The sequence below is a fragment of the Pseudoalteromonas sp. J2K-J031 genome (genome assembly GCF_058197095.2).
The window spans coordinates 1,696,064-1,722,468 of the sequence record NZ_CM200279.1 but is presented as its reverse complement, the minus strand read 5'-3'; the positions used below and the strand labels follow the sequence as shown (position 1 = coordinate 1,722,468).

Annotated in this window: 17 protein-coding genes and 1 pseudogene; 3 read left to right on the top strand and 15 right to left on the bottom strand. The window is 38.8% G+C overall.

Translation table 11 applies throughout. The features are described from left to right. Positions 1-42: 42 nt before the first annotated feature. From AC3KZC_RS07850 to AC3KZC_RS07830, 5 genes and pseudogenes are all read right to left on the bottom strand, one after another. Positions 43-2,682: a TonB-dependent receptor domain-containing protein gene (locus tag AC3KZC_RS07850; protein ID WP_490579260.1), complete on the bottom strand. Its 2,640-nt coding sequence runs from the start codon at positions 2,680-2,682 to the stop codon at positions 43-45. 467 nt (positions 2,683-3,149) lie between these two features. Beyond that, positions 3,150-4,280, bottom strand: coding sequence for a Na/Pi symporter (locus AC3KZC_RS07845; protein ID WP_490579261.1), 1,131 nt, complete (start codon positions 4,278-4,280; stop codon positions 3,150-3,152). Between the two features lie 758 nt (positions 4,281-5,038). Next, on the bottom strand, positions 5,039-5,983 hold the full coding sequence (locus tag AC3KZC_RS07840) for a FecR family protein (RefSeq protein WP_490579262.1): 945 nt from the start codon (positions 5,981-5,983) through the stop codon (positions 5,039-5,041). Between the two features lie 17 nt (positions 5,984-6,000). After that, on the bottom strand, positions 6,001-6,468 hold the full coding sequence (locus AC3KZC_RS07835) for an RNA polymerase sigma factor (RefSeq protein ID WP_490579263.1): 468 nt from the start codon (positions 6,466-6,468) through the stop codon (positions 6,001-6,003). 424 nt (positions 6,469-6,892) lie between these two features. Continuing rightward, positions 6,893-7,150, bottom strand: a pseudogene (locus tag AC3KZC_RS07830) (GNAT family N-acetyltransferase); the annotation flags it as partial. A 66-nt stretch (positions 7,151-7,216) separates the two neighbouring features. Between AC3KZC_RS07830 and AC3KZC_RS07825 the strand changes: the two are divergent. Next, positions 7,217-8,373 (top strand): IS3 family transposase gene (locus AC3KZC_RS07825; RefSeq protein ID WP_518525906.1). Its coding sequence is split into 2 segments (ribosomal slippage): positions 7,217-7,463 and positions 7,463-8,373, totalling 1,158 coding nucleotides; the frame shifts between segments, so codons are not numbered across the junction. Here the strand turns inward: AC3KZC_RS07825 and AC3KZC_RS07820 are convergent. Further along, complete coding sequence (locus tag AC3KZC_RS07820) at positions 8,348-8,560, bottom strand: hypothetical protein (RefSeq protein ID WP_490579532.1); 213 nt, start codon at positions 8,558-8,560, stop codon at positions 8,348-8,350. The two genes, AC3KZC_RS07825 and AC3KZC_RS07820, sit on opposite strands and share 26 nt — an antisense overlap. A gap of 768 nt (positions 8,561-9,328) precedes the next feature. On the opposite strand from AC3KZC_RS07820, the gene AC3KZC_RS07815 reads away from it, so the two are divergent. After that, positions 9,329-10,552: a hypothetical protein gene (locus AC3KZC_RS07815; protein WP_490579531.1), complete on the top strand. Its 1,224-nt coding sequence runs from the start codon at positions 9,329-9,331 to the stop codon at positions 10,550-10,552. A gap of 63 nt (positions 10,553-10,615) precedes the next feature. Here the strand turns inward: AC3KZC_RS07815 and AC3KZC_RS07810 are convergent, their stop codons facing one another. Both AC3KZC_RS07810 and AC3KZC_RS07805 read right to left on the bottom strand, forming a co-directional pair. Continuing rightward, positions 10,616-13,264, bottom strand: coding sequence for a glycosyltransferase (locus tag AC3KZC_RS07810; RefSeq protein ID WP_490579530.1), 2,649 nt, complete (start codon positions 13,262-13,264; stop codon positions 10,616-10,618). Between the two features lie 4 nt (positions 13,265-13,268). Continuing rightward, entirely contained in the window at positions 13,269-14,693 is a 1,425-nt protein-coding gene (locus tag AC3KZC_RS07805; protein ID WP_490579529.1) for a hypothetical protein, read from the bottom strand. Between the two features lie 1,010 nt (positions 14,694-15,703). Between AC3KZC_RS07805 and hemH the strand changes: the two genes are divergently transcribed. After that, positions 15,704-16,723 carry a ferrochelatase gene (gene hemH / locus AC3KZC_RS07800; RefSeq protein ID WP_490579528.1) on the top strand — a complete coding sequence of 340 codons (1,020 nt, stop codon included), beginning with the start codon at positions 15,704-15,706 and terminating at the stop codon, positions 16,721-16,723. 87 nt (positions 16,724-16,810) lie between these two features. On the opposite strand, the gene AC3KZC_RS07795 is transcribed toward hemH, so the two are convergent. The 7 genes from AC3KZC_RS07795 to AC3KZC_RS07765 form a co-directional block, all read right to left on the bottom strand. Beyond that, the gene (locus AC3KZC_RS07795) at positions 16,811-17,620 is read right to left on the bottom strand and encodes an SMP-30/gluconolactonase/LRE family protein (RefSeq protein WP_490579534.1); all 810 of its coding nucleotides are present in this window, start codon (positions 17,618-17,620) and stop codon (positions 16,811-16,813) included. A gap of 161 nt (positions 17,621-17,781) precedes the next feature. After that, positions 17,782-20,256 carry a nuclease-related domain-containing protein gene (locus AC3KZC_RS07790; RefSeq protein WP_490579527.1) on the bottom strand — a complete coding sequence of 825 codons (2,475 nt, stop codon included), beginning with the start codon at positions 20,254-20,256 and terminating at the stop codon, positions 17,782-17,784. A 96-nt stretch (positions 20,257-20,352) separates the two neighbouring features. After that, positions 20,353-20,628 carry a hypothetical protein gene (locus tag AC3KZC_RS07785; RefSeq protein WP_490579526.1) on the bottom strand — a complete coding sequence of 92 codons (276 nt, stop codon included), beginning with the start codon at positions 20,626-20,628 and terminating at the stop codon, positions 20,353-20,355. A gap of 866 nt (positions 20,629-21,494) precedes the next feature. After that, positions 21,495-22,502, bottom strand: coding sequence for a type I glyceraldehyde-3-phosphate dehydrogenase (gene gap / locus AC3KZC_RS07780; protein ID WP_490579525.1), 1,008 nt, complete (start codon positions 22,500-22,502; stop codon positions 21,495-21,497). A gap of 10 nt (positions 22,503-22,512) precedes the next feature. Beyond that, positions 22,513-23,136, bottom strand: coding sequence for a bifunctional 4-hydroxy-2-oxoglutarate aldolase/2-dehydro-3-deoxy-phosphogluconate aldolase (locus AC3KZC_RS07775; protein ID WP_490579524.1), 624 nt, complete (start codon positions 23,134-23,136; stop codon positions 22,513-22,515). A gap of 35 nt (positions 23,137-23,171) precedes the next feature. Beyond that, positions 23,172-25,037 (bottom strand): phosphogluconate dehydratase, encoded by a 1,866-nt coding sequence (gene edd / locus AC3KZC_RS07770; RefSeq protein ID WP_490579523.1) that lies wholly within the window; start codon positions 25,035-25,037, stop codon positions 23,172-23,174. A gap of 335 nt (positions 25,038-25,372) precedes the next feature. Continuing rightward, positions 25,373-26,392, bottom strand: a complete 1,020-nt coding sequence (locus AC3KZC_RS07765; RefSeq protein WP_490579522.1) for a LacI family DNA-binding transcriptional regulator — start codon at positions 26,390-26,392, stop codon at positions 25,373-25,375. Between the last annotated feature and the right edge of the window lie 13 nt (positions 26,393-26,405).

Genomic DNA, 26,405 nt, shown 5'->3' with positions numbered 1-26,405 from the left:
GGGTTTAAATAAATATTGGGCTAAATAAATAGCCCTTATTGGCTATAGATTAAGGGTTAAACCTAAGGTAATGGTTCTGCCGGGCTCTGGCATTGCAACAACTGAACCCGAAGAAACACTATATCTATCTGTTAAGTTGGTTATTGATGCGTATGTACTCACCGCGTCATTGAATTGATAGTCAACATATAAGTCTAGCTGGTAACTCGCTGGTATTTTTTCGATGCTTTTAGCGCCCGTTCCACTTAAAAAACCTCCTGGGTGCTGCTTGGCTGAGTGGCCTTTATAGGTCAGCCCAATATCTAATTTGTCAGCAAAAAGCGTTTTCCCTACAGATGCAACCAAGTTTCTTTTTGGTGGAATACGCAAAGGAGTTAAGCTGCCCGAAAACCCCTTGTTATTGCAATGTTCAATTCCTTCGGCTTGAGCAATAGCCGTCGAGCACATTTTAATGCTGGTATAATTGCTATATGAAATAGAGCTGTAGAATAACTCACTCTTGTAATTAAGATTCAGTTCGATGCCCGGTAATTCAAAGTTATCGTAATTAGTAAAAGTGTATTTCTCTGTGTTCCAGCGTGAAGCCTTCGGATCTGTATTTGGTAGTAGTGCGGTTGCTAACATGTCTTGAATACGGGTATCAAAATAGTTAGCTGAAAGTGTTAATCGATCACCTTGGGTGAACGTATTTACAAAATAAGCTTCTATCCCTAACTCATAAGTATTGGTATTCTCAGGAGTAACTGGGTAGCTAGGTGAATATGAAAATACTTCATTAGATACAGTCGTTTCATACACGTTAGGCATTCTATAAGCTTTGCTGTATTTAGCTTTTAATGCGGTGTTACTTAACACGTTATAATAAAGTTGGGCTGTAAAGTCGTTCTTTGGCGCAAAGTTTAGGGTTAATCCAGTTTGATTGTCAGTTGTTTTTGAGTCATGGTGGTTAAGGTTGATAGTCAGTTCAACAGGCTCAAGATCTATCTGTGCATTAATGAATAAACTACGTATGGTTTGTTTTCCATCTCGAGATGTGGTTAACGTGGTATAAAAATTTTTAGCTGAGCCAGATTTTGGTGTGAGCATTTCACTCTGCCAAGAAGAGCCGTAAGTTAAGATAACGGGTGTCTGAACCACATTGAAAATAGCAGTGTTATGAAGACCTAAGCCATGACGTTTATTACTATACTCATGAAAATACTGCAGAGCATTTGGCCCTAAATTAGATGCCAAAGCGTTATATTGCTGTAACTTTGCATGAGTTGTCCAAGCATCAACTTTTAAATCAATTAATGGGTTGTTTGTAGGTAAGTAGCGATAAAAAATACTTGCGCTATTTACTAAAGCAGATCCTGGTTGCCATTGCGGCATTGTTTCGATCCCTTCAGGCACTTCACCATATTCACCATCCGGTTGCCTCCAAAAGTCGCCAGCTCTTTGCTTATGCCAGTAAGAAGCAAGCATTTCCCCTGCTTTTTGCTGATGATGACGTGTATTTAACTCTAGTTGATGTTCGTCAGTAACCGCATACTGCACCTTTGCAAGGTAAGAGTCACTTTCAAAGCTCGTATTAACAACCTCGCCATTTTGATTTACTGGTGGTAAGCCAAGGCCTCCCCATTCATATTTTTCAACGAAATTTTCATAACCGTGTTTACCCGCGAAATAGTTGCCCGTTTTCTTCTTGCTATAAGCAAGTACAGTATTGAATTGTAAAGTTTTTAATGCGCCAGCGAGCATAAGACTACCATTATCAAAATCACTGCTACTTTGATTATTCTTCACCTGATAATACTGTTGCTGCTTGGCATCGTTACTGACTATTGGTGTGTGGTTGTTATTGTAGGTTTTAAGCTTAATCTGCGCACCGGCACTGTTACCCTGAGTAAGAATATCGTTCGCATTTAAGGTAGTAATATTCACAGTACCGCCAATGGCACCTGTACTAAAGGCCGATTTTTTAATTGCCGACCCTTTTTCAATTGCTACCGTGCTGATCAAATCTGAATCGATATAAGTACGGTCTGATGTACCCATATAACCTCGGTTAGTATGAGTTGATTGCAAGCTACCATCAATAAAGATTGGCACTCGTCCTTCCCCTTGTACACCACGTACCCCTACATCAAGCGCTCCCGCTTCATTACGTAAATTATTCGCATCAATACTTGTAAATGTAGAGAATATATCCGAGTTAGAACTCCCTTTGTTTCGCTCAAGATCATGACGTTTCAGATTGAGTTTATTACCATTGATAACAATAACTTCAATCGCCTTTTCGCTTGTTTTTTTGTCGTTTTGATTAATCTGGATGTCATTAAAATCAGAGGTTGTGAGCTGTTTATCAGTGGTAGATGAGCTATCAGCTTTAATGATAATCGTCTTATCTATAATCTTTGCGCTAATGCCTGTATTTTGTAGTGCCAGTAACAACGCATCCTGTATCGTTTTTTTGCCATAAACAGCGGGAGCATGTTCATCGATTAAAATTGAGGCATCGGCAATTAAACTCATATCGGCTTGTTTTGCTAACTGATTGAGTGCCTGACTTAACGGCTGTTTATCAATATTAAACGTTATAAAAGTAGCTGTGTTTTGAGCTACTACAGGCAAGCTCAAAGCAAGACCCAAAACAGAGGCTAATGGCGTTAACTTAATATAGCTAGAATGATATTTTGACATTGCAATTTTTCCATATAAGCAAATTGATTTATATGAAAACGAATGAGAATGAGAATCCCTCAATAAAAATATCATAATTTATAAAAATAACTTTTCCCAAGCAGCTATTTTCAACATTAACGGCATTGTATTAACGTGCAAAAGGCCAACTTTTACCTTTCACTCTGCCTTGATAATCATTAAAAATCTCTCGCTCGAGCAGCATAACTTAAGAAAAACGATTATTTACATTGCACCTTGTTAAAAAGTAGCGCAAAGAGCTCACCCTAAAAATAAATGATTTCGTGCGCCATAGAATGTTGCTCTGCAACAAATCTTACATATCGAAATCCATACAAACAATGCGCGATAAGCTATGCACAGATGGATAGAGATATTTATAGGTGAGATTTATGGGTGAATTTATTAAAAATAAGACGAGCGGTTACTTCGCTCGCCTTGTTTAAATACCACGACTCGCTAAGTTTTTAGCGGGTTATCGCTATTAAAGCGGCAGGAATAATAAAAAACACAGAGCCAATGTAAGCCACAACCGCTAGCTTGTTCTTTTGCGCTTGCTCCGCTAACCATTCAGCGCAATGAATTGGCCAATCACGACACCAAGGTAAGCCAAAAAGAACCACAACACCCAATACGTTAAAGCACAAATGCACTAAAGCAATTTGTAGCCCTAAGATGGCATGATCGCCCGACACCGCCATTGCGGCTAACAACGCAGTAATACAAGTGCCTATATTGGCCCCTAAAGTGAATGGATAAGCCGCTTTTAAGGTAATAATATTATTGCCTATTAAAGGCACGATCAGGCTAGTCGTGGTTGATGATGACTGCACTAACACCGTCACCGTTGTACCCGCTGCAATGCCGTGGATTGGACCACGACCTAAGGCACTTTTCAACATAGCTTCTGCGCGACCAACCATCAGCTTTTTAAGCTGTTTCCCCATAAATAAAATGGCAAAAAACAAAATTAAAATACCTAAAACAATGACAATTACACCATTCGCTACTGGGCTGGCAAAGTGCAGTTGCGCGCCAATGAACTCTGTAATCGGTTTCGTCATCGGCTTGATAAAATCAAATCCGATGCTACCTGAACTGCCACTCATGGCCGCAAAAGGTGCAACAATCAAACCACTGAGTTTTTCGAGTAAGCCAAACATTATTTCCAGTGGTAAGAATACACACACAGCGATTAAGTTAAAAAAATCATGTACGGTTGCGCCAGCAAACGCACGACGAAATTCATCCTGACAACGTAAATGGCCCAAGCTAACAAACGTATTAGTTAACGTGGTGCCGATATTAGCACCCATAATCATGGGGATAGCAATAGGCAAAGGTAAGCCTCCTGCCACTAAGCCAACGATAATACTGGTGGTAGTACTAGAGGATTGGATTAATGCCGTAGCAACAAGGCCAACCATTAAACCTGTGATGGGATGTGATGCAAACTCAAACAGCGCTTTGGCTTGTTCGCCACTCGCCAGTTTAAAACCGGAGCTAATCATTGCGACTGCAAGTAATAATAAATACAAGGACGCAATTAAGCTGGACCAACGTAAGGCATTGCCTAGTGGTGACGAAGACACGCTCATACAACAACTCCAAATTGACACTTATGTGACGGCGGCATTCTATACACAAGATTTACTAAAGTAATTAGTTTGGAAGGGATAATTGAAAATATATATATAAACTTAATCTTGCTTAAAAAATTAAACTAAATACTTATTTCAAAGTCCAAACTTTCGCCCAATAAACATCCAGGTAAATAAGAAATAGCCAATAAATGAGTGAAATTATTTTGTGATATCGATGACTTAATAACGTACTCACCGAAAAGTAACAAAAACAATTCCTTAAGGATGGCACAATGACGACCAGTGAAGTCATGACTAGGCCGTGTTGACCTTTGTGGTTTGAAATTTGTTCAATCTAGGAGCGATTTAATCACGGTGAGAGGTTTGTGACCTAGTGGGCTAAGTAACCTGAGCGCTGGATAATAAATTTATCTCCAGCGGCTACAGACTTGAAAAACATTGACCAATTCAATATCAATACGTTAGTAAGAACCCTTTGGGCAGCACATGTTTGGAATTTATACTGCGTTATCGCTTCTTTATGCAGAGCAACCACACTACATAGGCTCTGTCTTGCCTAAATACCAAACATAGTGCTGCAAAATCAATCACGAAAGGTCAACACGCCCTAACGTTATCCGTTTTAATATGTATGATTATCGTGATTTTATTAACAGGGCTGGTGGCATATTGTCAAAAAGAGAATAAGCCACACTGTAATTTAACTGACCTAGAACATAATGCACGAATCATTACTTCAGCAGAATTTAGATTCATATTCTGCTAATAACAACATGATTATTCTTATTATTAATTTTAACGGGTAACACTTTAGGAAGTAAGTTTAAAAAGTTATCGAGATCTGCAGCGCTAAAGGTCCCTGACAACATCATATTGCCCACCCTACTCTCAGTAAATTCAAAATGTGTATCATGATAACGATTAAACTCAGCACACACCTCATTGAGTGACACATTATTAAATACCAATCGGCCATTACGCCATGCATCTACTAAGGACGGATCCATGACTTGTACATCCATTCCGTTTTCAGTAAATAGCACTTGTTGACCTTGCACTAATTCAATTAAATGATGGCTATTTTGTACTTTGACACGTCCATGTTCAACACTAACGCGGGTACTGTTTTTCTTTTTATCAACGCTAAAGCGCGTTCCAACAACGGTGATTTTTGTGCGATCAGCAGTGACAATGAAAGGACGATGAGGATCGCTCGCCACATCAAATAATGCGCGGCCTTGTAGCAAGTTATTAACTCGTTGATGAGCATCAAACGCGATTGTTAAATGAGTTTTCGCATCTAGGCTTAATTGCGAACCATCAGGAAGTGCAACATCAACTTGCTCACTTCGAGCTGATTGATATTCTGTGCTGTAATGGGTGGCAACATTACTCAATGGCCACAATTGATAACTGGTTATGCTGATGGTAAATAAGGCGAGGCATGCCGCAATCGCCCACATTGGCGATAAATACCGACTAGTTGATGTATTTAATTGTCCAATATCTGAATTCGTAAATTGAGTTAATAAGTGCTCAACTTGCTGACTCTGTTGATACACCTCAAGATGCTCAGGATGCGCATTAAGCCAATTTAGAAATTCAAATTGTTGTTTTTTACTCAACCCTTTTTTTTGTTGTTCAAGCCAATCATTTGCTTGCTGCTGCACTTGCAACTGTATTTGTTGACAATCCATCTTAATTATTCTCGTTGTTATCTTTTTAATGTATCGCGACACGCAAGCATAGCGATTGCCAAATGTTTTTCGACCATACTGACAGACATACCCATTTGTTCAGAAACTTGGTGATAGCTCAAATTTTTAAATTTATAAAGCACAAACACTTGTTTAGTCTTCAGTGGCAGCTTGTCAATACAAGTATAAAGTAAATCAAGTTGCTGCTGACTGGCCAACTTGGCTTCTGGTTCAAAATCAGAAGGTGCGATCAACTCAACTTCAACAGGATCTGAAAATTTTTTGTTACGTCGATAATGGTCAATGACAATATTTTTTGCTGTAGTAAAAAACAACGCTCGCTGATGAGCATTGTCTTGGTTTTGTGTATTTGTACGATTATTGAGTATACGAGTGTAAGCCTCTTGAACTATATTTTCCGCCTTATCTCGACAACCAACTGAGCGAGAAATAAAGCTTAATACCTCAGCGTAATATTGTTCCAATTAACACCTATTTTTGTTACTTAAAAAAGGGGGCGGATGCTAACAGACACAAAAGGTAATAACAATCATTATCAATAACATTTTGATTAACCTGAACTTTGGTTAAGAGATTTACTAACGTATTGATATTGAATTGGTCAATGTTTTTCAAGTCTGTAGCCGGAAACTTTTGAGGATAACAAGGCGAATTTATGCGTCAATAGCTGGCCTATTGTAAGTAAATTCAACGCCGTTAGCGTTGAAAGTAGCCGCTGGAGATAAATTTATTATCCAGAGCTCAGGTTGGCTGTGGGTCAAAGATCAAGTCACGCAATTGCGATTGCTCATGTAAGAAAAGTTTAAATTCGACATTCAAAGAAAGACTCTGTCATGTGGGAAGCGCCTAAAGCTTAAAAAGCGATTGACGCCATCATCTTGTTAGATTTTACAACTTAATGCTCGCAAGCATATCTTCGTTATCCTCATCCATACCTATTTCGATAAAACCACAACTACAAAAAAATCTCTTAGCTACCGAATTATCAGGGTTGTAACATATCTCAATTTCTTCGATCCCCTTGACTGCTTTTATTTCATTCAAAGCAAGGTTTAAAGCTAAACGACCTATTCCCAACTTTTGAAATTTATAGTCAATCATAAAACGCCAAATTGAAATTTTTTCCCCTGTCTTGCGTACCCACATAATATGTTGTGGTTGAATTAGCAGGACACTTTAATAAAGGAATATAATGCCATTATTGAGGTGAATATGACTAAACGAATAAATAAGCAGTATCCAAACGATTTTAAACAAGAAGCAGTGGCTTTGGTGCTTGAGCAAGGTTACACAATAGTTCAAGCAGCCGCTTCTTTAGGTATCACAGATAAAATCCTTTACAGCTGGGTTTCTAAACACAAAAAGCAGGCACAAGGTGATACCTTATCTGTCGATGAACGCACCGAACTTATGCTGTTACGCAAAGAGAATAAACGCTTATTAATGGAGCGTGAAATCCTAAAAAAGGCCAGCGCCTTCTTTGCGAAAGAAATGAAGTAAGGTACTCATTTATCAAGACTCTTGTGTCGAAATATCCTACTTCGATGGCGTGCAAAGTGATGCAGGTCAGTACATCAGCGTATTACGTTTGGCTTAAAAGTCCTGGTGAGCTTATCACTGCCGATACACTCGCATTGTTTCGTCGAGCTAAAGCATTATTCAAGGCCAGTCGAAACAGCCTAGGTAGTCGAGAGTTAGCTAAAGCGCTACGCAAAGAAGGGTTTAGTATCACACGTTATCGCACCATTAAGTTAATGGCGCGACTGAAGCTGCATGTGACGCAACGTCTGGCTTATAAGGTCACCACAAAGCGTAAGCACAGTGAGAGTGTGGCTGACAATTTGCTTAATATGAATTTTAATCCTGTGGGGCCAAACCAAGTTTGGGCAGGTGATGTGAGCTATCTTAAAACAGGCGAAGGTTGGCTGTATCTCGCAGTGGTAATGGATTTGTATTCTCGCAGAATCGTCGGCTGGAACATATCTAAGCGAATGACGCGAAGCTTAGTGGAGAAAGCATTTTTAAAGGCTTACAACTTGCGCAAACCACCTAAAGGCTTGGTGTTTCATAGCGATAGAGGTTCGCAATATACCAGTAAAGGTTATCGACGTTTATTAAAACAATTGGGCTGTCGAGCAAGTATGGGTGATGTGGGAGCATGTTGGGACAATGCTGTTGTAGAGCGATTTTTTGGTAGTTTAAAGCATGACTGGTTGTTAAAAGTACCACAGCCAACCCGTCAACATATGCGTGATGATGTGGCGGAATATATGAAATATTACAATGTAGAACGACTGCATTCGGCAAATGCTGATCAGTCACCGATAGATTTTGAAATCTCTTTTAGAAAAGTGTCCGGTTGGAGTTGACCAGAACAATAAAACCTACAGGTTGCTCTTTAGAGTAAATAGCTCGCGCTTCATATCCATCGTTATAGGCAGCTTCAACAAGAGACCAAGTATTACTGGAAAGATAATTTACCTGTTCATCCAAGAGTTCCAGATCTGCGACATGTTCGTAATTTTTACTAGTTATTGGCCGAATAGATAATTCCACAGCAGCTCCTTAATACTTAACAAGGCTGTAGAATAACCCTAACAGCTAAATTTAACTAATAATCGAGTTCCATTAATTAACCCTGTGCGCCTTTAATAAGGCATGAGGTAAAATACATTTTGAATCCATAAAGCCAACTATTTTTATTAAAAAGAATAATTGTATAGTCTCAAGGCCCACCAAAAGAATTAACAACGCATTATTCATTGGATTAAAAAATAACAAACGCCACCCGTTATACAGTTCCTTTTGGAACGTTTATTAATTTTTGTGCTGCGACATGAACTGTTATCACATTTAACCCACAAGTTCTGCTGATTTGTAGTGGCATGGACGCGCTGTCAAAGGGATATTGAAAAACTACAATGTACAATTTTAGACTTTAACGATATCGCTTCATCCAACGAAAATAAGAAATCGTTATCACCCCCTCATAATCTAGGTGGGGCAAGTTATTTTTTTGACTAGCTCATATAGATAACCAGATTTTTTGTATCAAGTAAAACTCCTTTAACAGCAACTAAAAGTTTAGGAAAATCTAGTTTAGGATGGATTTTTCAACCTTTTAGCTAGACACGACACAGTAGATGACAGAATGAGATCAATAATGCCTAAACAGCTCATTATTGCTGAGATAGTGTGAGTGTAATTAGTATTTATTGTGATATGCCATGAGCAATTTGAACTATTCGAATCATCATTTAAAGCGTACCATATACCTTTATGCGATAGGAAACAGATGAAATATCCAGGGAGTTATTATCACTAATGAAACAAATGAAATTAATAAAACACAGTCTAGTTATTTTCTGTATCGGTGTTCATTTTAACCTACAAGCCACAGTAAAATTTGGACCGAATTTTCATGAAAATACTGAGCTCAACGTTGAATCTTCTTTCATAACAAAAGCAAACATAATCACTAATGATTTCAATCAAATAAATAATGGAAAGTCAGGGATACCTGGCTTATCGTTAAGAATTGAGCATCGAGGGGGAGGGAGTGAATATAAAGATGAGCGTATTGCGTTGGAAATAGAGTTCTTTTCTGATGGTTTGCGCGACGCATGGCTAACCCTAGATAAAGAGCGTTTAGAACATCGGTTTCAACAATTAACTTTACATTCTCAATTATGGCAAAATCAATTACAAGAAAACTTACAGCGAGTTTCAAACACTAAAGCACTCATCAATTCACATGTATTAGCTAAGAAAATTGCCTACTATTCTGGTGTTTTACGCCAAAAAGAACAACAACTAGAAAAAGGTTTGATTGAACGCTCACACTTATTAGCTGCACAAACCCTATTAAAACAAACTCAGTTAGAGCAACATTTTAGTTCGTTGCAAGATATTCCCTTATTACCCCAAAGTTGGGTTGTTCTTCTCAATAGTATAGAAAATTTTGGTATAGCTAATGTCAATGTTTTACAACAATATGCCCAAAGTCACTCAACTCATTTGAAGTTATTAGCGACAAAGCAAAATCAGTTGGATATAAAAGACTCTTATTTAGATGATGTTAGTCTCAAGCTGTTTGTTGAAAATCGTAATGATCAGAGTGTTGCACTCCTTAATGAAAATCTGATTGGTCTTCAGCTAAAACTTCCTCTCTCGTTTGATTTTAAAGCACAGGATAAGCAATATTTTCTAAAAAAACAGATTGCTCTTCAAGAAGAATTGACACATCGTTTAATTAATAACAACGTCTCGCAATTACATAACGCATTTTGGCAACAACAAAGTGAATTAGGCACCCTTCTTTTGAAATATGAATATTTGGAACAAGAGCGCTTACTTGTACTGCGTCAGTTTGGTGCCAGTATGGCTGGCTTAAATTACCAACCTGAACAGCGTATGGATGAAATTGAACTTGAGAAAATTCAATTAGAAAAGCAAATTTTAATCGCTCGATTAATGGTTCTAAGCTGTTTATTACAATTACAATCGGTATTAGAGACAGACAATATAGAATTACTTAGAAAAATTTAATAATCAATCACTTAGAAATTACAAGTAAAAGGTACTTAGTGATCCGTATGGCTTCTTAGCTCATCATTTTCTGTTATCGGAAGTTATTTCAACTACATTACCTTCCCCATCTGGAGGTGCCCACTTTGCATCATTGGGCGTACGATACACCGCGGGCCATGGATGCTCATTTGGGATAGCAAACGAGGCACCTTTTACTTCATTATGTTGACTAAATCCACCATGAAAATTGATATCTACTTCGCTGTATAAACCATTAATTAAATTATACGAAGCTCCCCACTGTATGGCGATATGACGAATATTACTAACACGGAGCTGATTGAGCTCGCAATAATGAGACATGGCGAGCTTAAGATACCCCCTTCCCTTATCGCCTTTATTCCATGCGCCATCGATACGTATATTATTTGCTTTAAGTGCAAGACTATTTTCGATAGATAAAGGATGATTGCCTGCATCTTGTAACGAAAGCGTATTGAGGCGTATATTATGAGTCCACTCTAATGCGATACTATCGACTAAATATTCAGGATACGCATTTCGATATACGTGTTTCATCGAATCTGCTTTCTCACCAGGGATTATAAAACGGTATTTGAAATTCCGAAGTTCGACATTTTCAACAGCCTTAACTCGTTGCAGATACGCTTGTTGATTTAGTAACTCAGGTGGGAGCGGATACGTTAACAGTACCTTATCACCATCAATTGTAGTGATAGTATTTAATTGGCGCCGTAACGTAGGGTAGCGTTTATTCCAATGCTGACTGCCTATATATTCTAAAAAGTCGTCCGTGTTTTCTACAGCAATAAAAACGGTGTCTCCTTCTTGTAATTGATTAGCAACAGCTGAACTGATATTGAAAGATGTATTATCATTAAAGCTTGAAATAGACCATTTTTTAGGTAACTTTTCGCCTTTAATCCAAATAGCAGCACTTGGGACATCACTGTTAAATTGAGCGACAATATTTGTGTTGTCACCTTCTAAGGTAACATGACTGCGGGTAATAATAAGCGGGTGATCAAGGTTTATTATGCCATTTGGTAACTTTATAACGCTATAGTCAGGAGCATGTGCGATTAAATCGTTAAGTGCTTTACTGTCATCCTTTTCATCATTAGCAATAACACCATGTTCCTCTGCTTTGATGAACAGAAGAGTTTTATGTTCATCAATAAGCAGGCTTATTTTAGGTACATCTAATGCATGAGTAAACAAAGCTAATGAAAAAACAAATAAGCTGTAATAAAACCATTGTAAATAACGTGGTAAATACAAGCTAAACCGATGTCGCACGGGTAACCGATTATCATCTCCTTTTTGAACTGTACCACCTTTAGACCAGCGTTGTTCACCTAAATTAAAATAGGCTCTGATTTTAATTATCGACCCAACCCACTGATTATATAACATAAGTGGAATTGTTAATAAGCTAACCGGATGACCTCTAAATGCAATAATCACCAATTGTATTACCCTAACAATAAGCACCCATCCTAAATACACTGGTAAATACCAAGGATTTTTAAATATTGATAGCAACGTAGCCCCCGTAATCCCCACCAGTGCAGACCACATACTTAGTCTTTGGTCGAGAATTGCGAACCAGATAAATACACCTGTAGTACGCATTCCTAGTTGTAATGAACGCGCATTATTTCTGAGGGAGTTACCATACCATCGAAACGGTAAACTGGTGCTAAGTTGCCAAAAATTAGCATCGCGGCTTTCAAGAGAGTAAACCAGCACATCTGGTAAATAGAGCATGTTCCATCGGTGTTTTAATAAATAAAACCAGCTCGTTTTGTCATCACCCATTAAAAATCGAAATTTCCCATGAGCCCAATGGCTTAAAATATCGTGCTCCATTTGTTGAATAAATTCAGGTTCAGTCACAATACAGCTTCTGAACATCGAAAAACGGCCAGTTAGGGTTAACACTTTATTCGATAGCGAGTGAGACTGAAACAAAATATGTCGTTGCCCAAACTTTAAGTTAAACCAATCTTTATACCAAGATGAGCGAGTATTAATAAATGCAACTTCGTTTGTTGTCAATGCACCTAAGTCTTTGAAGGTCGTAAAAAATGGCAATGACTTTTTAAGAGTATTAGGTTCAAGGTAACTGTCACCATCCATGAATAATGTTACGCTATTAAATTCATCTTTATAACGGCGAGCCACAGCACGTAAAGCATGACCCATAGCGATTCGTTTACCTTGGTTCTGGCGCTGTAAAACTAACTCAGCTTTGTAATGGCATGGGTGAGAGCAAAATGCTGCGGTAACTATTGCATCGTCTTCATCACTACCTGTTGAAACAATTAGAGTTGCCGTACAAGGAACACTCGCAAGGTTAGATAAAATAGATTGAAATGTTTCAACTGACACCCATGCCTCTTCTTTAAAGGATGGGATGATAAAAAAGAGATGTTTAGGGTAACGACTCTCTTGTGCTTGCTGCTCGGTTAACATTCGTAAATACGGATAACGCACAAATGCGTAATAACCGGCACGACAGTAATTTAATATCTGCCAGCCATAGCGCCAAATAGCAAAGATTCCGAATGCAGCAATCCAATGTCCCTCTGGGGCAGAAATATGTGGCCTAGAGAGTGCATACAATCCAAATGAAATGCTCAAATAAAAAAAGATGGGAATGACAGCACTGGGTAGACTATTATTTTTGCCAAAACGTGGGATCATACGTTTACCATATCGAGGTATTAATCCACACTTTTACAGGACTAAATGCATCGAGCTGCGCAGGTTTTCGTAAAACAATTTTGACAATTGTTGAACTTAACGTATCACCAAAAGCATTCTGCTCCTGCACGGTTAATGCCTGCTCACCAACAAATTGTACTTCACCTTCAAGGTACTCTTGTGAATATAAAGCTAAAACACGGGCAGTCTGCCCCACTGTCACACGAGTCACGTCATCTTTATTAATACGCATAGCAATAAAAGGACGTTCGTGATTCGACAACAGAACCAAGGGATCGTAAGGTTTAATGACCTGCCCCTCCTTGGCATAAAGGGCTAACACTGCCCCAGCACTTTTTGCCCGAACAAGCCATTCAGTTTGTAACTTCGCAAGCGAAATTTGCTGCTCTAACTGATAACGTTGGGTTTCAAGTGGAAATAAAAATTGATTTTTATCGCGCTCGAGAATTCGTTGTTGTTCATTATCATAGTAGGCTATACGTTGCTGTTCTTTGAGTAATTCAACCTCACTTTGCTGCCAGCGCTCTTGCAACTCCATCAAATCTTTCTGAGTGATTGTTCGTTCATTAAATAACGCTTTAGCAGCTTCTAACTCTAGCTTATATTGACTAGTCCTAGTTTTTAACAAAGAAAGCAAAGGCTGGTAACTCGTTTGAATATCGTTAGATTTATTAACCGATAAAATACGCTGTTTCAACTGCTCTAACTGGATCTGTAAATTGCTCAGAATAAGAGCTTTTTGTGAGTCTTTCATACTGAACAATGGATCGCCCACTTCAACGTGCGCACCAATATCCACAAAAGATTTTATAACAGTACCCCCTTCTGATGTCGCGATAGTTTGGCTGTTACCAAGTACAATACCTGTACTCTTAATTTGATAATTTGTGTGGTAGTACAGCGTTGTCATTAGCGCTACAAATAAAAGTATTCCAGCAAAAACATAGAGTTTACTGCGGAATTTAAATTGCTTAAGTAGTGTTGAATGTTCAATATCGCTTAATGTGAGAGCATCATTAATGGGAGTTTGTATAACTGGAGCTGCAGCTACAGAAAGTAGGTCTTCTATATTATCAACTCGTCCATCAATCGACATTTCAATATAGTGCCTTAAAATACGCTTGTGTTTAGCCTCTAAAGCAATAAAAGAAAAACCTGCCAAATTACCTTTTGTGTTTTCTAACTTAACTTTCACTCTGAGCGTTACACTGGCATCTTTGATGGGCAAAATCAAAGCAACTTCAAATACCTCACCTTTAGGCGCATCTGTGGTGAAATCAAGTACACCAACACCTGTCACTGACCAGTCATGGCAATTGTAAGTAACTTGATTGATTTGAATTAATAATGGAATTGTAACTCGGTGTGACTGTCGAGAATGGTTTTTCTCTGTTGCGATATTTGGCAAATTATAAGTCTCTGTATTAAATCTAGATAAGTGGTATAGAGTCTTTATAACTCGTCTGCTCAACTACTCATGAATAACTAAATAAAGCCTAAAATCAGATAGAAATTTCTCTTAACTATCCTTTGGCGAATTTTACCTAATACATCCTCTAAACGCAAACAAGCAGCTTAATGTTAAAGACGATCTAAATATTTAAGTTAATTAGACTTAATTATTTAGATTTAAACAATATCAACATTTGAAGAACATCTAGCAGCGATAAAAACTCAATAATAAAGACTCATTTTGTGTTTACAACCTTCTATTATAAACAGCACAACGATTTAACATCGCTTTATTGTGTATACACATTAAATAACTGATTCAGCTTCCAACATTATTCATTTACTATAAATGTATATAAGTCTTCTAATTCAGGAAGAAAAAACTCCCTAAAGTTTAAATTTAACCTTTTGAATGCACTATTCCAAAATTCAGTGGCTGCCTTATCATTTCGGAACACAGCAATATGCCAAGTTTACAGTGAGGTTTTTAGGCGTTATAGGTGATCTGGGTTCCCCTGTTTAATGCACCCTATTTGGTAACTTTTCGATATTATGAATGATGAGGTAATACAGTTATCATTAGGCGTTCACTTTCTCTTGCCCGCCAAAAGTCTTATTCATCCCTTCTATTGATTTTCATACACTTTCATCTTCTTATTGCTTACTACTGCATGCTAATGGCGTCACTATAAAAATCTTTTTATTAAAAAGACTGATCTTTATTTTTTATACTCCCGTAATGGTGTGTGAGGGGCATAAAACACCGACTACTTGTTTTAATTTAACCCCCTCGCCAAGCCAAAATCAGCGACTTAATTTTACCCGATTAAGTCGCTGAGTTTTTTGTATAGTACGTTTATGCTTTATGTTTAGATTATTACGTATTTACAATCTAAAAAATATATCAATATCAATAAGTATGCCTATAATGCAGCTGTCTAACATTACGCTTTGAAGGAATCATTTGTGTCTCGATTTTCTGCTATTACTGATAACCCACATGAGCAACGTTTTAATCAAAAAACCGGTATTTTATTAACCAATCTTGGTAGCCCAGATGAGCCAACCACTGCTGCGGTTAGACGTTACCTCGCTGAATTTTTATCTGATCCCCGAATTGTTGAAATCCCAAGGCTAGTTTGGTTGATGATTTTACATGGTATTATTTTACGGGTGCGGCCAAAACGCTCAGCCAAACTGTACCAAGGTATCTGGACTGAGAATGGGTCTCCTTTGACGCATATCACCAAGCAACAACAGCAAAAGCTGCAACAAGTACTCAATGATAATAATTGTCAGCACGCAGAAGTTGTGATGGCGATGCGATACGGTAATCCATCCATTGAGGCGGGCTTGGAGCAGCTGCGCGATAAAGGGATCACCAAAATTATTGTATTACCACTTTACCCTCAATACAGCAGCCCAACAACGGGATCTACATTTGATGCAGTGGCTAGAGTGCTAAAAAAATGGCGCTGGGTACCTGAACTTCATTTCATTAATGGCTACCACAAACAAGCCAGTTATATTTCATCTTTAGCCAATAGCATTGCGGAAGATTTGGCTGAGAAAGGCACTCCAGAAAAAATAGTATTTTCCTATCATGGTATGCCTAAACGCTTTTTAGATCATGGTGATCCCTATCATTGTTTTTGTCACCAAACCACCCGTTTGGTGATGGAAAAACTTGGTTTAGATAAAGAATTAGCGATCACAACGTTCCAAAGCCGCTTTGGTAAAGCCGAGTGGTTAAAACCATACACCGATGTAACGCTTGAAACGCTGCCAAGCCAAGGCATTAAAAATGTTGCAATTGTCAGTCCTGCTTTTAGTGCTGATTGTTTAGAGACTCTAGAAGAACTTGAAGAAGAAAATCGCGAAGTGTTTATCCATGCCGGTGGCGACCACTATCGTTATATTCCAGCGCTCAATGATCGAGACGACCACATAAACGCTATGTTTGATTTACTCAAACCCATGCTTTAACAAAAAAGGAGTATCAATTGATACTCCTTTTTTTATATTCATTTACAGGCTTTATAACAAATCAAATCTTAAAATGCAGTTCTTGCGTTAAAGTGCAATCACTTCAATCGCACCACGCTTTTGCATAGTCACATATAAACGATTTTCGACTGGGTTTAATGCTACATTGGTTGGAAACTGACCTTTTAACTGAAAGGTTTTTAATATATTTCCTTGCGGCGCTACCTTTATTACAGTGCCGCTGCCATAACGGGCGATATACACATTACCTAATTTATCGGTACGCATTCCATCTAAGCCATGATCATCAAACTCGATGAATACCCGCTTGTTACTAAGTTGGTAGTCTTTATCTAAGTCATAGACCCACACTTTACGCTGGACACTTTCATTCACATACAACCGTGTTTGATCTGCACTCACTGCGACACCGTTCGTTGTTCCCATATTATCTTCTAATAATACATTACTACCATCTTGGTTTATGCGCCAAAGTTTACCCGTGCTTTGCGCCCAATTTGGATCGCTGGCAAACAACACACCCGATGTGGTGATTGCAATATCATTGGGTTGATTAAATGCGCTATTGTGAGAAAAGACGCTCACTGTTTGACTATTGGCTGCAATTTTTAAAATATTATGACCTCTGTAATCAGCCACATAAAGATTATTCAAGGCATCAAACTGCAGACCATTGCCTGTGCTTCCCTTAGGTAGTGTGACAAACAATTCAGCCAAACCTTGAGCGTTAACCACACCGATCGTGCCTTCTTCTTTAAAGTTAACCGCATATAAGCGATTATCTTTACCTACAACAGGCCCTTCAACGCCCTGTGTGAATGTCTTATCAGGAACAAAATCTGTACTATCAACAGAAGCAGTCGCGAAAACTGGCATAGAAAGAGCAATACTTACGGATAACGTGAAATATTTTTTTAAAGTAGTCACAATACATACCTAAAGTTATTTTTGATAAGCAGAACATGCTGCGACTAAAAACAAAAGTAGTCTTTAGTCGCATATTTTTACCCTGTAAAATACCAGAGGCTACAGATTATCTATTGAATGGTTTTGGTAAAGTCACACAAGGGTTGTGAACTACACGTGTAGATACGTGCACCACTGCTTGGGTCTTTTGTTTCAACAACCGTTGATAAACATTGCGGACAAAACGAAATCGCTTGCTGTGCAATTTGATCATGCTCGTCATCACATGCGGCTTTTTTTATTATGTCTACACTTTGACTTTGCGGATCCGTTTCGCTTGGGACACCCCAAGTTGGGTCGAGCGATAGATTAGCAAATAAATCTTTTTTCCCTTTAACCTCATCCTCTTGTGGTACATAAAGACTTTTGGGTTCATTTCGCACTAAGGGTTTTAAATCTTTTGCGATCGGTAAAGGTTTAAATTCTAATTCATTACCCGTTGTATTTTGAGGGGCAGTAACTTTTTCTGAGTTAACGTCTGGGTTTTCCGTTGCTTGTAGCAAAGATTTTTCAGCTGCTGGAGCATCAGGCTCAAGGTTTGAGTTTGAGTCTGGTTCAAAATCAGTAACGTTTTCGATTGTGGCATTATTTTTTTGTTCCACTACTGGCTCTTCAACAGGCTTATATTCTCGCACCACAGGCTCTTTAAATTGTGGTTGCACAAGATAAGATGTACGCTTTGTATTGGCAAGCACATCGCCCACTTCTGCTGTTAAAAATGCCGCAACTTCATCTAGTTGCTCAGTTGATGCAACTGATTTCGATTGCATGTCATCGGAGGGTAATGTGTCATCTTCATTTAATGGTGCTTTACCTGTAATTTCTATTTGCTCGGCCGATTTTACGCCCTCCATATCATCACTTTGGGTATTAATCTGCGTATCAATATGAACTTCGCCAGCCTCTTGCTTGAATGTCGTGTTAGTTAAAGGCTCAGTTTGAGGGTCTAAATCAGGCGAATAGTCAGCTCTGGGCGTTGCAAATAAGTCGCTATTGCGTGAACTGGCATTAAATGCCGACTCATGTTCATCAAACTCATCATTTTTTTCATCAACCACTGTGGGAGGATGCTCAGTTTGAACAATAGGGTCTGTTTCATCTATCTGTTCAATAAATTGTGATGGGCTAACAAAAGGCTCAAGTTCATTATTCTTTTCATTATGGGAAAACAAGTTCTGTGCCTTACTTACCCCCTCATCAAGATTGGGGGAAAAAGGAGGTAATTGAGTTTCAACACGAGCAGTTTCAACGCCTGTCTCTTTTTTGGTAGGTGTAAGGCTAGTCTCAACAACTGGCTTTTGTGGCTCTGTTTCAATATGTTGTTGCTCAGACTCACTGTTTTGTTGCTCAAATTGCGCGGTTAATACCTCATTAAATTCATCGACTTGCTCATCCATAAAAATAAATTGTTTAAAACTTTGAATATAATCAAACATGTCAGCTCGGTGAATAACATTTTCAGGCATAGGCGATTTGAATACAACCGCATCATTAAAGACCACAACTGTTTTTACACCTTCGTTTACATCAAGTAATCGGCCTACCGCAAACGCGTGGCGCGTTGCCAATTGTAGTGGGTTATCAAACGATAAAGTCTCACCATTAGTTTGCTCAGACCATTGTGATGCCGCTTGAGTACCAAATACAGCACCTTGTTGCGATGCAAACAACAGTACAAACACACCATAATTTGACACAATAATCCGGTCTACTTTGCTCTCTAATCCACTATCTAATGAAACAGTTAACTGTTTATAAGACTGATAAATATCACGGTCTAATTGGTTTTTAGTGCGCGAAAGCATTCCCTTTGGACGCTTATTTTGTTCTGTTTTTTGCTTTAAATCGTGTGAAACTTGAATTGTTTTTTCTTTTAAAGTATTTGCTTGCTCTTTTATTTGAGACATTCGAGGTCTCAGCCATTTTAACGATACTAAAACCCCTATTATTAAGCTTAAAACAATCACTGAAGGTAGCATCAAATCATCAAGTAAACTTGTTGGCTCAAGTGGCGGCGCCACAAATATAGGGGCGGTTTTTAAGGCTAACTCTGCTTGCTTTTGTAATTGAGCCTCAGGAATCTTCTGCTGCTCTAATTGTTCTTTTTCGCGCTTCTGAGCTTCAAATGTTTCTTTTAATTGAGCTTGTTTAATGGCAGTTTGTTCAGCTAACTGTTCTTGTTCTAAAAGAGCTTGTGCTTTGGCGAGCTCTTCTTGTTCGAGTTTTAGTGCTGCTTGCTTTTGTTTTTCAAGCAATTGCTCTGCTTTAATTCGGGCCAATTCATCATCATTAGGTGATTGAACCTCTTTGCTAGTTTGAGCGGAATTATTGAGAGTTGTAGTTTCTACAGCTTGAGTATTTAAATCGTGGCATTCTCTGTCATAAGCACGTTTTGCTTGCTTATAAGGTGGGCTATTGGGCGCATAACTAAATTGATTAACCTGTTGATTCAGCAACAGACACTGGGCTTCTTTATTTGGGGCAGCGCAAAGATACAAACTCTGAGTAAAACAGAATAGTAGAAACAATAATTTAATTAATCGCATGTTAAAACTGTGGAAATTATACATTTTTATTAGCTTACGCTGTTAATAGTGATATTTCCATCCTAACGCGAAGTTGATATGAATTAATTACTGCACTTAATAACTTAATTTTTGAATGTGTGACACTCCAATTACGCCACTTTGATCTTGCTCAAGCGAAATCATTGCGGCAAAAGGTGTCGCTGATGGCTCAATGTGAATGCCATTGCATAAAAACGAATAATTATTAATGCCCTCTTTTGCAGCACACATTGCAACAGGCTCAAAAATAACATCATCTAGTGATGCGACTGCATTATTAAATAAATTTTTAGCTTCTGGGGTAATATCATATGAAAACTGAAGCTGGCTAAATATATGAGAATTTGACATGAAAATTCCTTTTTCAAAAAATGGCTTAGGACAAACTTAATTGTTTGTAATATTACACCCTCACACAATTAAAACTATTACATCCAATAACAGTCGTAAAACAAGACATCTCTTTTGATATCCCGAGCGACTAAGTGGTTAATTTTAGCTCACTTACTTTAATACTAAAACGAGAAAAAGCCAGTATATTACTGTGATCGACAAAAATAAAAAGCACAGCATTGGTTGGATGCTGTGCTTATAGGGTATCTAAAAATAACATTGCAAAAATAAGGCTAAATAAAGCTCAATGCCTCAAACAGTGTGGGTTTATCTTGCAGGCAAATCACTTCCCGTATCTGCATGGCGTTACTGTTTGGTGACATGATATAGCCAAATTTATTTTATGATTTAAATAAATGACGAACGGTTAAAAAAAGGGATGGCTGGTATTGTGCTCTGATTTAAGTGCTATTAACCGATGTTTTAAACGATTGTCCTTGCTGTGGTTAACGTCGTATTGGATACCTGCTCAAACTATTAATAGATATAATGAATCGCATTAACTCAAAACGAATCATTTCAAGTTCATAACAGTCAAACCTTTTATACCAATCACGATAAGTAAGTGATCAAAAATAGCGTAGGAAAAACGCTTGAGAACAAGGCTGATTTTTTCGATAAGTAGTTATTCTACAATCAAAAAATCTAACGAAGTTATCGAGTGTTTTAACAAGCTAGGGTGATCAGTTATTTATTACGATTGGTATTAGATCAGCCTTCTGACCAAAGAGTACGAGTGAACATCAAGAAAAACTGATTGAGTATATTTTAAAGGCAAAAAAAAACCTGTTGATAATCAACAGGCCTTTTAAGAAACTTTATTTTTAGTTCATTAGCTTAGCTAAGGTTACAGCTTGGTCTAGCATGCGGTTTGAGAAACCCCATTCATTATCATACCATGCCATTACTTTTACTAATTTACCATCAACTTTAGTTTGTGTTGCATCAAAAATTGACGATGCTGGATTGTGATTAAAATCAATTGAAACTAACGGTAACTCGTTGTATTCCAAAATTTCTGCCATTGAACCTTCAGCGAACCCCTTAATTGCGGCATTCACTTCTGCAGCCGTCGTTTCACGTTTTGCAATAAAGGTTAAATCAACTAAAGATACGTTAATCGTTGGTACACGAACCGCCATACCATCTAATTTACCCGCAAGCTCTGGTAGCACTAAACCTACCGCTTTAGCCGCACCCGTTTTAGTTGGGATCATTGACTGTGTTGCACTGCGCGCACGATATAAATCTGGGTGATATACATCAGATAGGTTTTGATCGTTTGTATAAGCATGAATGGTTGTCATGCTTCCTTGCTCAATGCCAATAGCATCGTTCAGGATTTTAGCAATTGGCGCTAAGCAGTTAGTAGTACATGACGCATTCGAAATAATATGACACTCAGGTGTTAATACGTTTGAGTTAACACCGTGCACAACGGTTGCATCCATATCAGTACCAGGAGCAGATACAATAACACGCTTAGCGCCAGCTGTAATATGCTTACCTGCTGATTCACGTGTAGTGAATAAACCAGTACATTCTAATACGATATCAACATTCAATGCTTTCCACGGCAAGTTGGCCGGATCGCGTTCTTGAGTCAATGTAATTGAATCATCCGCAACCACCATTGCATTGTCACCAAGGGTAACAGGAAAACCAAAACGACCATGTACTGAGTCAAACTGAGTTAAATGCGCGTTTACATTCGCAGGTGCTAAGTCATTAATTGCAACGATTTTAATCTCGTTTTGACGACCTGACTCGTACAATGCACGCAATACATTGCGACCAATTCGGCCATAGCCATTAATTGCTACTCTAATCATCTCATTCCCCTTATCTATTTAATTCGTATGCTTGACGCGCAAGTGTTTCAATTGCAGACCAATCTTTTTTTGCAATTAAGGTTTTATCTAACATCCATGTGCCACCTACACATACAACGTTAGGCAAAGCTAAATAATGTGGTGCTGTTGCTAAACTTATGCCACCGGTTGGGCAAAATTTGACCTGTGGTAATGGGCCATGGATTGACTTCAACATGGCTGTACCACCGGCAGCTTCGGCAGGAAAAAATTTCAAAAATTTAAAGCCGTGAGCAGCAAGTTTCATTACTTCGCTTGGTGTTGCTGCACCGGGTAAAAAAGGAGTGTCACAATTAGCAGCAAGCGCTAATAACTCATCGTTCACACCTGGGCTAACCATAAAATCTGCACCCGCTTCAATAGACGCTTCAAATGTCTCACGGTTAATCACAGTACCCGTGCCCACATAGGCGTCCGGTAATGCTTGTTTCATCAATTTTACCGCTTGCGCTGCAACAGGCGTTCTTAATGTAATTTCAAGTGCACGTAAACCACCATTGTATAATGCTTGTGCCAAAGGCACTGCATCAGCTAAATCATCAATCACAACAACAGGTACAACAGGTGCTGAACGTAAAATATTTTCAATACTCATTTTTATTATCCTTTTTTAGATTACAACACCGCTGATTATTTGTTTTCTGGGTAAATCAAACCAAATGCACTGGCACCTAAATCTGCGCTGCTGACAGTATTCCTAAAACCAGCAAATAACTCGCGACCTGTACCAAAAGTATTTGTTTGCACGCTAAATTGTGCTTCACGTGCCGCTAATTCTGCTGCATCAACATGTACAATTAATGAACCCTTAGGCGCATCGAGAGTAATTAAATCACCTTCACGAATTTTAGCGATAACGCCGCCTTCTATTGCTTCTGGCGCTAAGTGGATTGCAGCAGGAACTTTACCTGATGCACCCGACATACGACCATCGGTTACGATAGCCACTTTAAAGCCTTTGTCTTGTTGTGACGCCATGATTGGGGTTAATTTGTGCAGCTCTGGCATTCCTTTCGCTTTAGGCCCTTGCTCTTTAATTACCGCAATAAAATCAGTTTCTAACTCACCACGAGCAAACGCAGCCTGTAAACCCGATTGTGAATCAAATACTTTTGCAGGTGCAGTAACAACTTGATGCTCTTTGGCAACCGCTGATACTTTAATCACTGCATGGCCTAAATTACCCGTTAACAGTTGTAAGCCACCTTGTGGGCTAAATGCATCGCTCACCGAACGAAGCACTTCAGGATCAAGTGAATTTTCAGGGCAATCAACCCACGTTACTTTAGCTGGGCCTTGGGCTGTGCTCATAATTAAGCTGCTATCAGTGGCAATGCGAGGCTCGGTTGTATAAGCATCGAGCCCTTCGCCTAAAATAGTTTTAACATCGTTATGTAAAAAACCAGCTGTGCGTAATTCACGCATTAAATAACCCATACCACCCGCTGCTTGGAAGTGATTCACATCGGCATGGCCATTTGGATAAATACGAGCAAGTAAAGGCACAACTTCTGATAAATCTGACATGTCTTTCCACGTCAGCTCAACACCCGCCGCTTTTGCAATTGCCACTAAGTGAATAGCATGATTCGTTGAACCACCTGTAGCAAGCAAGCCCACTAAACCATTGATAATCGTTTTTTCAGACACAACTTCAGCAAGGCATGGTGCATTTTTTGATTCGATGAGCTGCTCAAGCATGGTTTGAACTGCATGGGCTGTTAATCCGTCACGCAACTCTGTGTATGGGTTGATAAATGAGCTACCTGGTAAATGCAGGCCCATAATTTCCATCAGCATTTGGTTACTGTTAGCTGTACCGTAAAAAGTACAAGTACCCGCACTGTGATACGAGGCGCTTTCTGCAGCTAATAATTCTTCACGACCCACTTTACCTTGAGCAAACTGTTGTCTTACGCGTGCTTTTTCTTTATTTGGTAAACCCGACTGCATTGGGCCTGCGGGTAAAAACATGGTTGGTAAGTGGCCAAACGATAATGCACCAATTAATAAACCAGGCACTATTTTGTCACACACACCTAAACAAAACACACCATCAAAAACATCATGAGATAATGAAATCGCAGTCGACATCGCAATCACATCACGTGAAAACAATGATAACTCCATGCCATCACGGCCTTGCGTCACACCATCACACATCGCAGGAACACCACCAGCAACTTGTGCTGTTGAGTTATATTTTTTTGCAATGTCTTTAATTAAATCTGGATAATCTTTGTAAGGCACATGCGCAGAAAGCATGTCGTTATAAGAATTAATGATGGCAAGGTTTGGTTGGATATCGTCTTTTAATAAATCTTTTTCTTCTTTACTACATGCCGCCATGACATGAGCAAGGTTGCCACATCCTAAACCGGCTCTGACACGTGTTTGGGATTTAGCGTGATTAATTCTGGCCATGTAGGCGTCGCGAGTCGCTTTGCTTCGGAGAATGACACGTTCAGTAACTTCTTGAATACGAGGATGCAGCATAAAATTCAACTCTTTTTTTGATTTAAGGATAAAAGGCTCAGTACCGACTCACTAGACTCCAGGGCGAGTCACAGTACTGAGCGCATTTTGATTTACCCGTTCAAAGGTTCGGTATTAAGTTGCGTCTCTCACAATCACAACCTGACACCGGTGTCACAGTATTAACTCATAATTTTGACACCGGTGTCAACCATCTCAATTAAATTTAGTTGAATATTTTATTTTTGCGAATAAACCACCCACATCGCCTGCTAAAATTGCCATTCACACCCATAAAAAAAGCACTTAAAAAGTGCTTTTTTTATCTGGCTTAAACTCACGATTAACCCGCTCGGTTACTTTGGCTGATACGGCCCAGTCGATTCGCGCGTGATTAAACGTGCAGGTAGATTTTCTTGATAATTTTCTAATTCAGGATTTTTGATTTGTTCAATCAATTTTGTCACCGCAATATGGGTCATTTGCTCAACAGGTTGTGCAATAGTCGTCAATCCTGGCCAAATATGGCGGGCAATCGGTGCATTATCAAACCCTGCAATCGATAAATCATGTGGCACCGAAAGCTTTAACTGCGAGGCCACTTTAAGTACCGCCGCTGCCATGTAATCATTAGACGCAAATACCGCAGACGGACGAGGTGATAAATTCAAAATGCGCCGTGCACTATCCTCACCTGAGTGATAACTAAAGTTACCTTCATCAATCAGTGATTCTTTAAACGGTAAACCACTTTCTTCAAGGGCTTGTTGATAACCTAACAAACGCTGTGCAGTGGCGCTGTGATCTGGGTGCCCTTTGATAAACGCAATGTCAGTATGGCCAAGCGAAATAAGGAGCTTGGTAATTTCATACGCAGCATAACCATCGTTACTGCCTATCGAAATCGAATCATCTTCAAGCAAAACAGACGCGACTCGCGAATACGGAATTTTTTTCGCTTTAAGAAAATCAACCAATGGTTTTTGATCTGAAAACGGCGGCGTTAATACAATACCGTCTAGTTGTGAGGTATGAAGTAACGTATCAATGTTATCTAATAATGCCTGCCCTCTTAACTCACAAGGGTGGATCAATAAATTGTACTGTTGCTCTTGGCATGCAGCCAACGCACCCGTTTGCACCCGAGTAATATAACTTTTACTCGGATTATCATACAGGCACCCGATAATAAAACTACGATTATTAGCCAAACCACGTGCGATAGGATTGGGCTTGTAATCGAGTTCTTTAAATGCGGCTAATACTTTTTCGCGTGTTGCATCACTTACATTAGCTTCATTATTTAAAACCCGTGATACCGTCTTTTTAGACACACCAGCGTGTTTAGCCACACTGTTTATCGTAATTTTTTCCATTATTACTCTCTAA

What these genes read in the sequence shown, in the direction of transcription:
- AC3KZC_RS07775 (WP_490579524.1), bottom strand. Translation starts at nt 23,136, where the DNA reads ATGAGTATTGAAAATATTTTACGTTCAGCACCTGTTGTACCTGTTGTT.
- AC3KZC_RS07815 (WP_490579531.1), top strand. Translation starts at nt 9,329, where the DNA reads ATGAAACAAATGAAATTAATAAAACACAGTCTAGTTATTTTCTGTATC.
- edd (WP_490579523.1), bottom strand. Translation starts at nt 25,037, where the DNA reads ATGCTGCATCCTCGTATTCAAGAAGTTACTGAACGTGTCATTCTCCGA.
- AC3KZC_RS07765 (WP_490579522.1), bottom strand. Translation starts at nt 26,392, where the DNA reads ATGGAAAAAATTACGATAAACAGTGTGGCTAAACACGCTGGTGTGTCT.
- AC3KZC_RS07785 (WP_490579526.1), bottom strand. Translation starts at nt 20,628, where the DNA reads ATGTCAAATTCTCATATATTTAGCCAGCTTCAGTTTTCATATGATATT.
- AC3KZC_RS07795 (WP_490579534.1), bottom strand. Translation starts at nt 17,620, where the DNA reads ATGCCAGTTTTCGCGACTGCTTCTGTTGATAGTACAGATTTTGTTCCT.
- AC3KZC_RS07840 (WP_490579262.1), bottom strand. Translation starts at nt 5,983, where the DNA reads ATGGATTGTCAACAAATACAGTTGCAAGTGCAGCAGCAAGCAAATGAT.
- AC3KZC_RS07810 (WP_490579530.1), bottom strand. Translation starts at nt 13,264, where the DNA reads ATGATCCCACGTTTTGGCAAAAATAATAGTCTACCCAGTGCTGTCATT.
- gap (WP_490579525.1), bottom strand. Translation starts at nt 22,502, where the DNA reads ATGATTAGAGTAGCAATTAATGGCTATGGCCGAATTGGTCGCAATGTA.
- AC3KZC_RS07790 (WP_490579527.1), bottom strand. Translation starts at nt 20,256, where the DNA reads ATGCGATTAATTAAATTATTGTTTCTACTATTCTGTTTTACTCAGAGT.
- AC3KZC_RS07850 (WP_490579260.1), bottom strand. Translation starts at nt 2,682, where the DNA reads ATGTCAAAATATCATTCTAGCTATATTAAGTTAACGCCATTAGCCTCT.
- AC3KZC_RS07845 (WP_490579261.1), bottom strand. Translation starts at nt 4,280, where the DNA reads ATGAGCGTGTCTTCGTCACCACTAGGCAATGCCTTACGTTGGTCCAGC.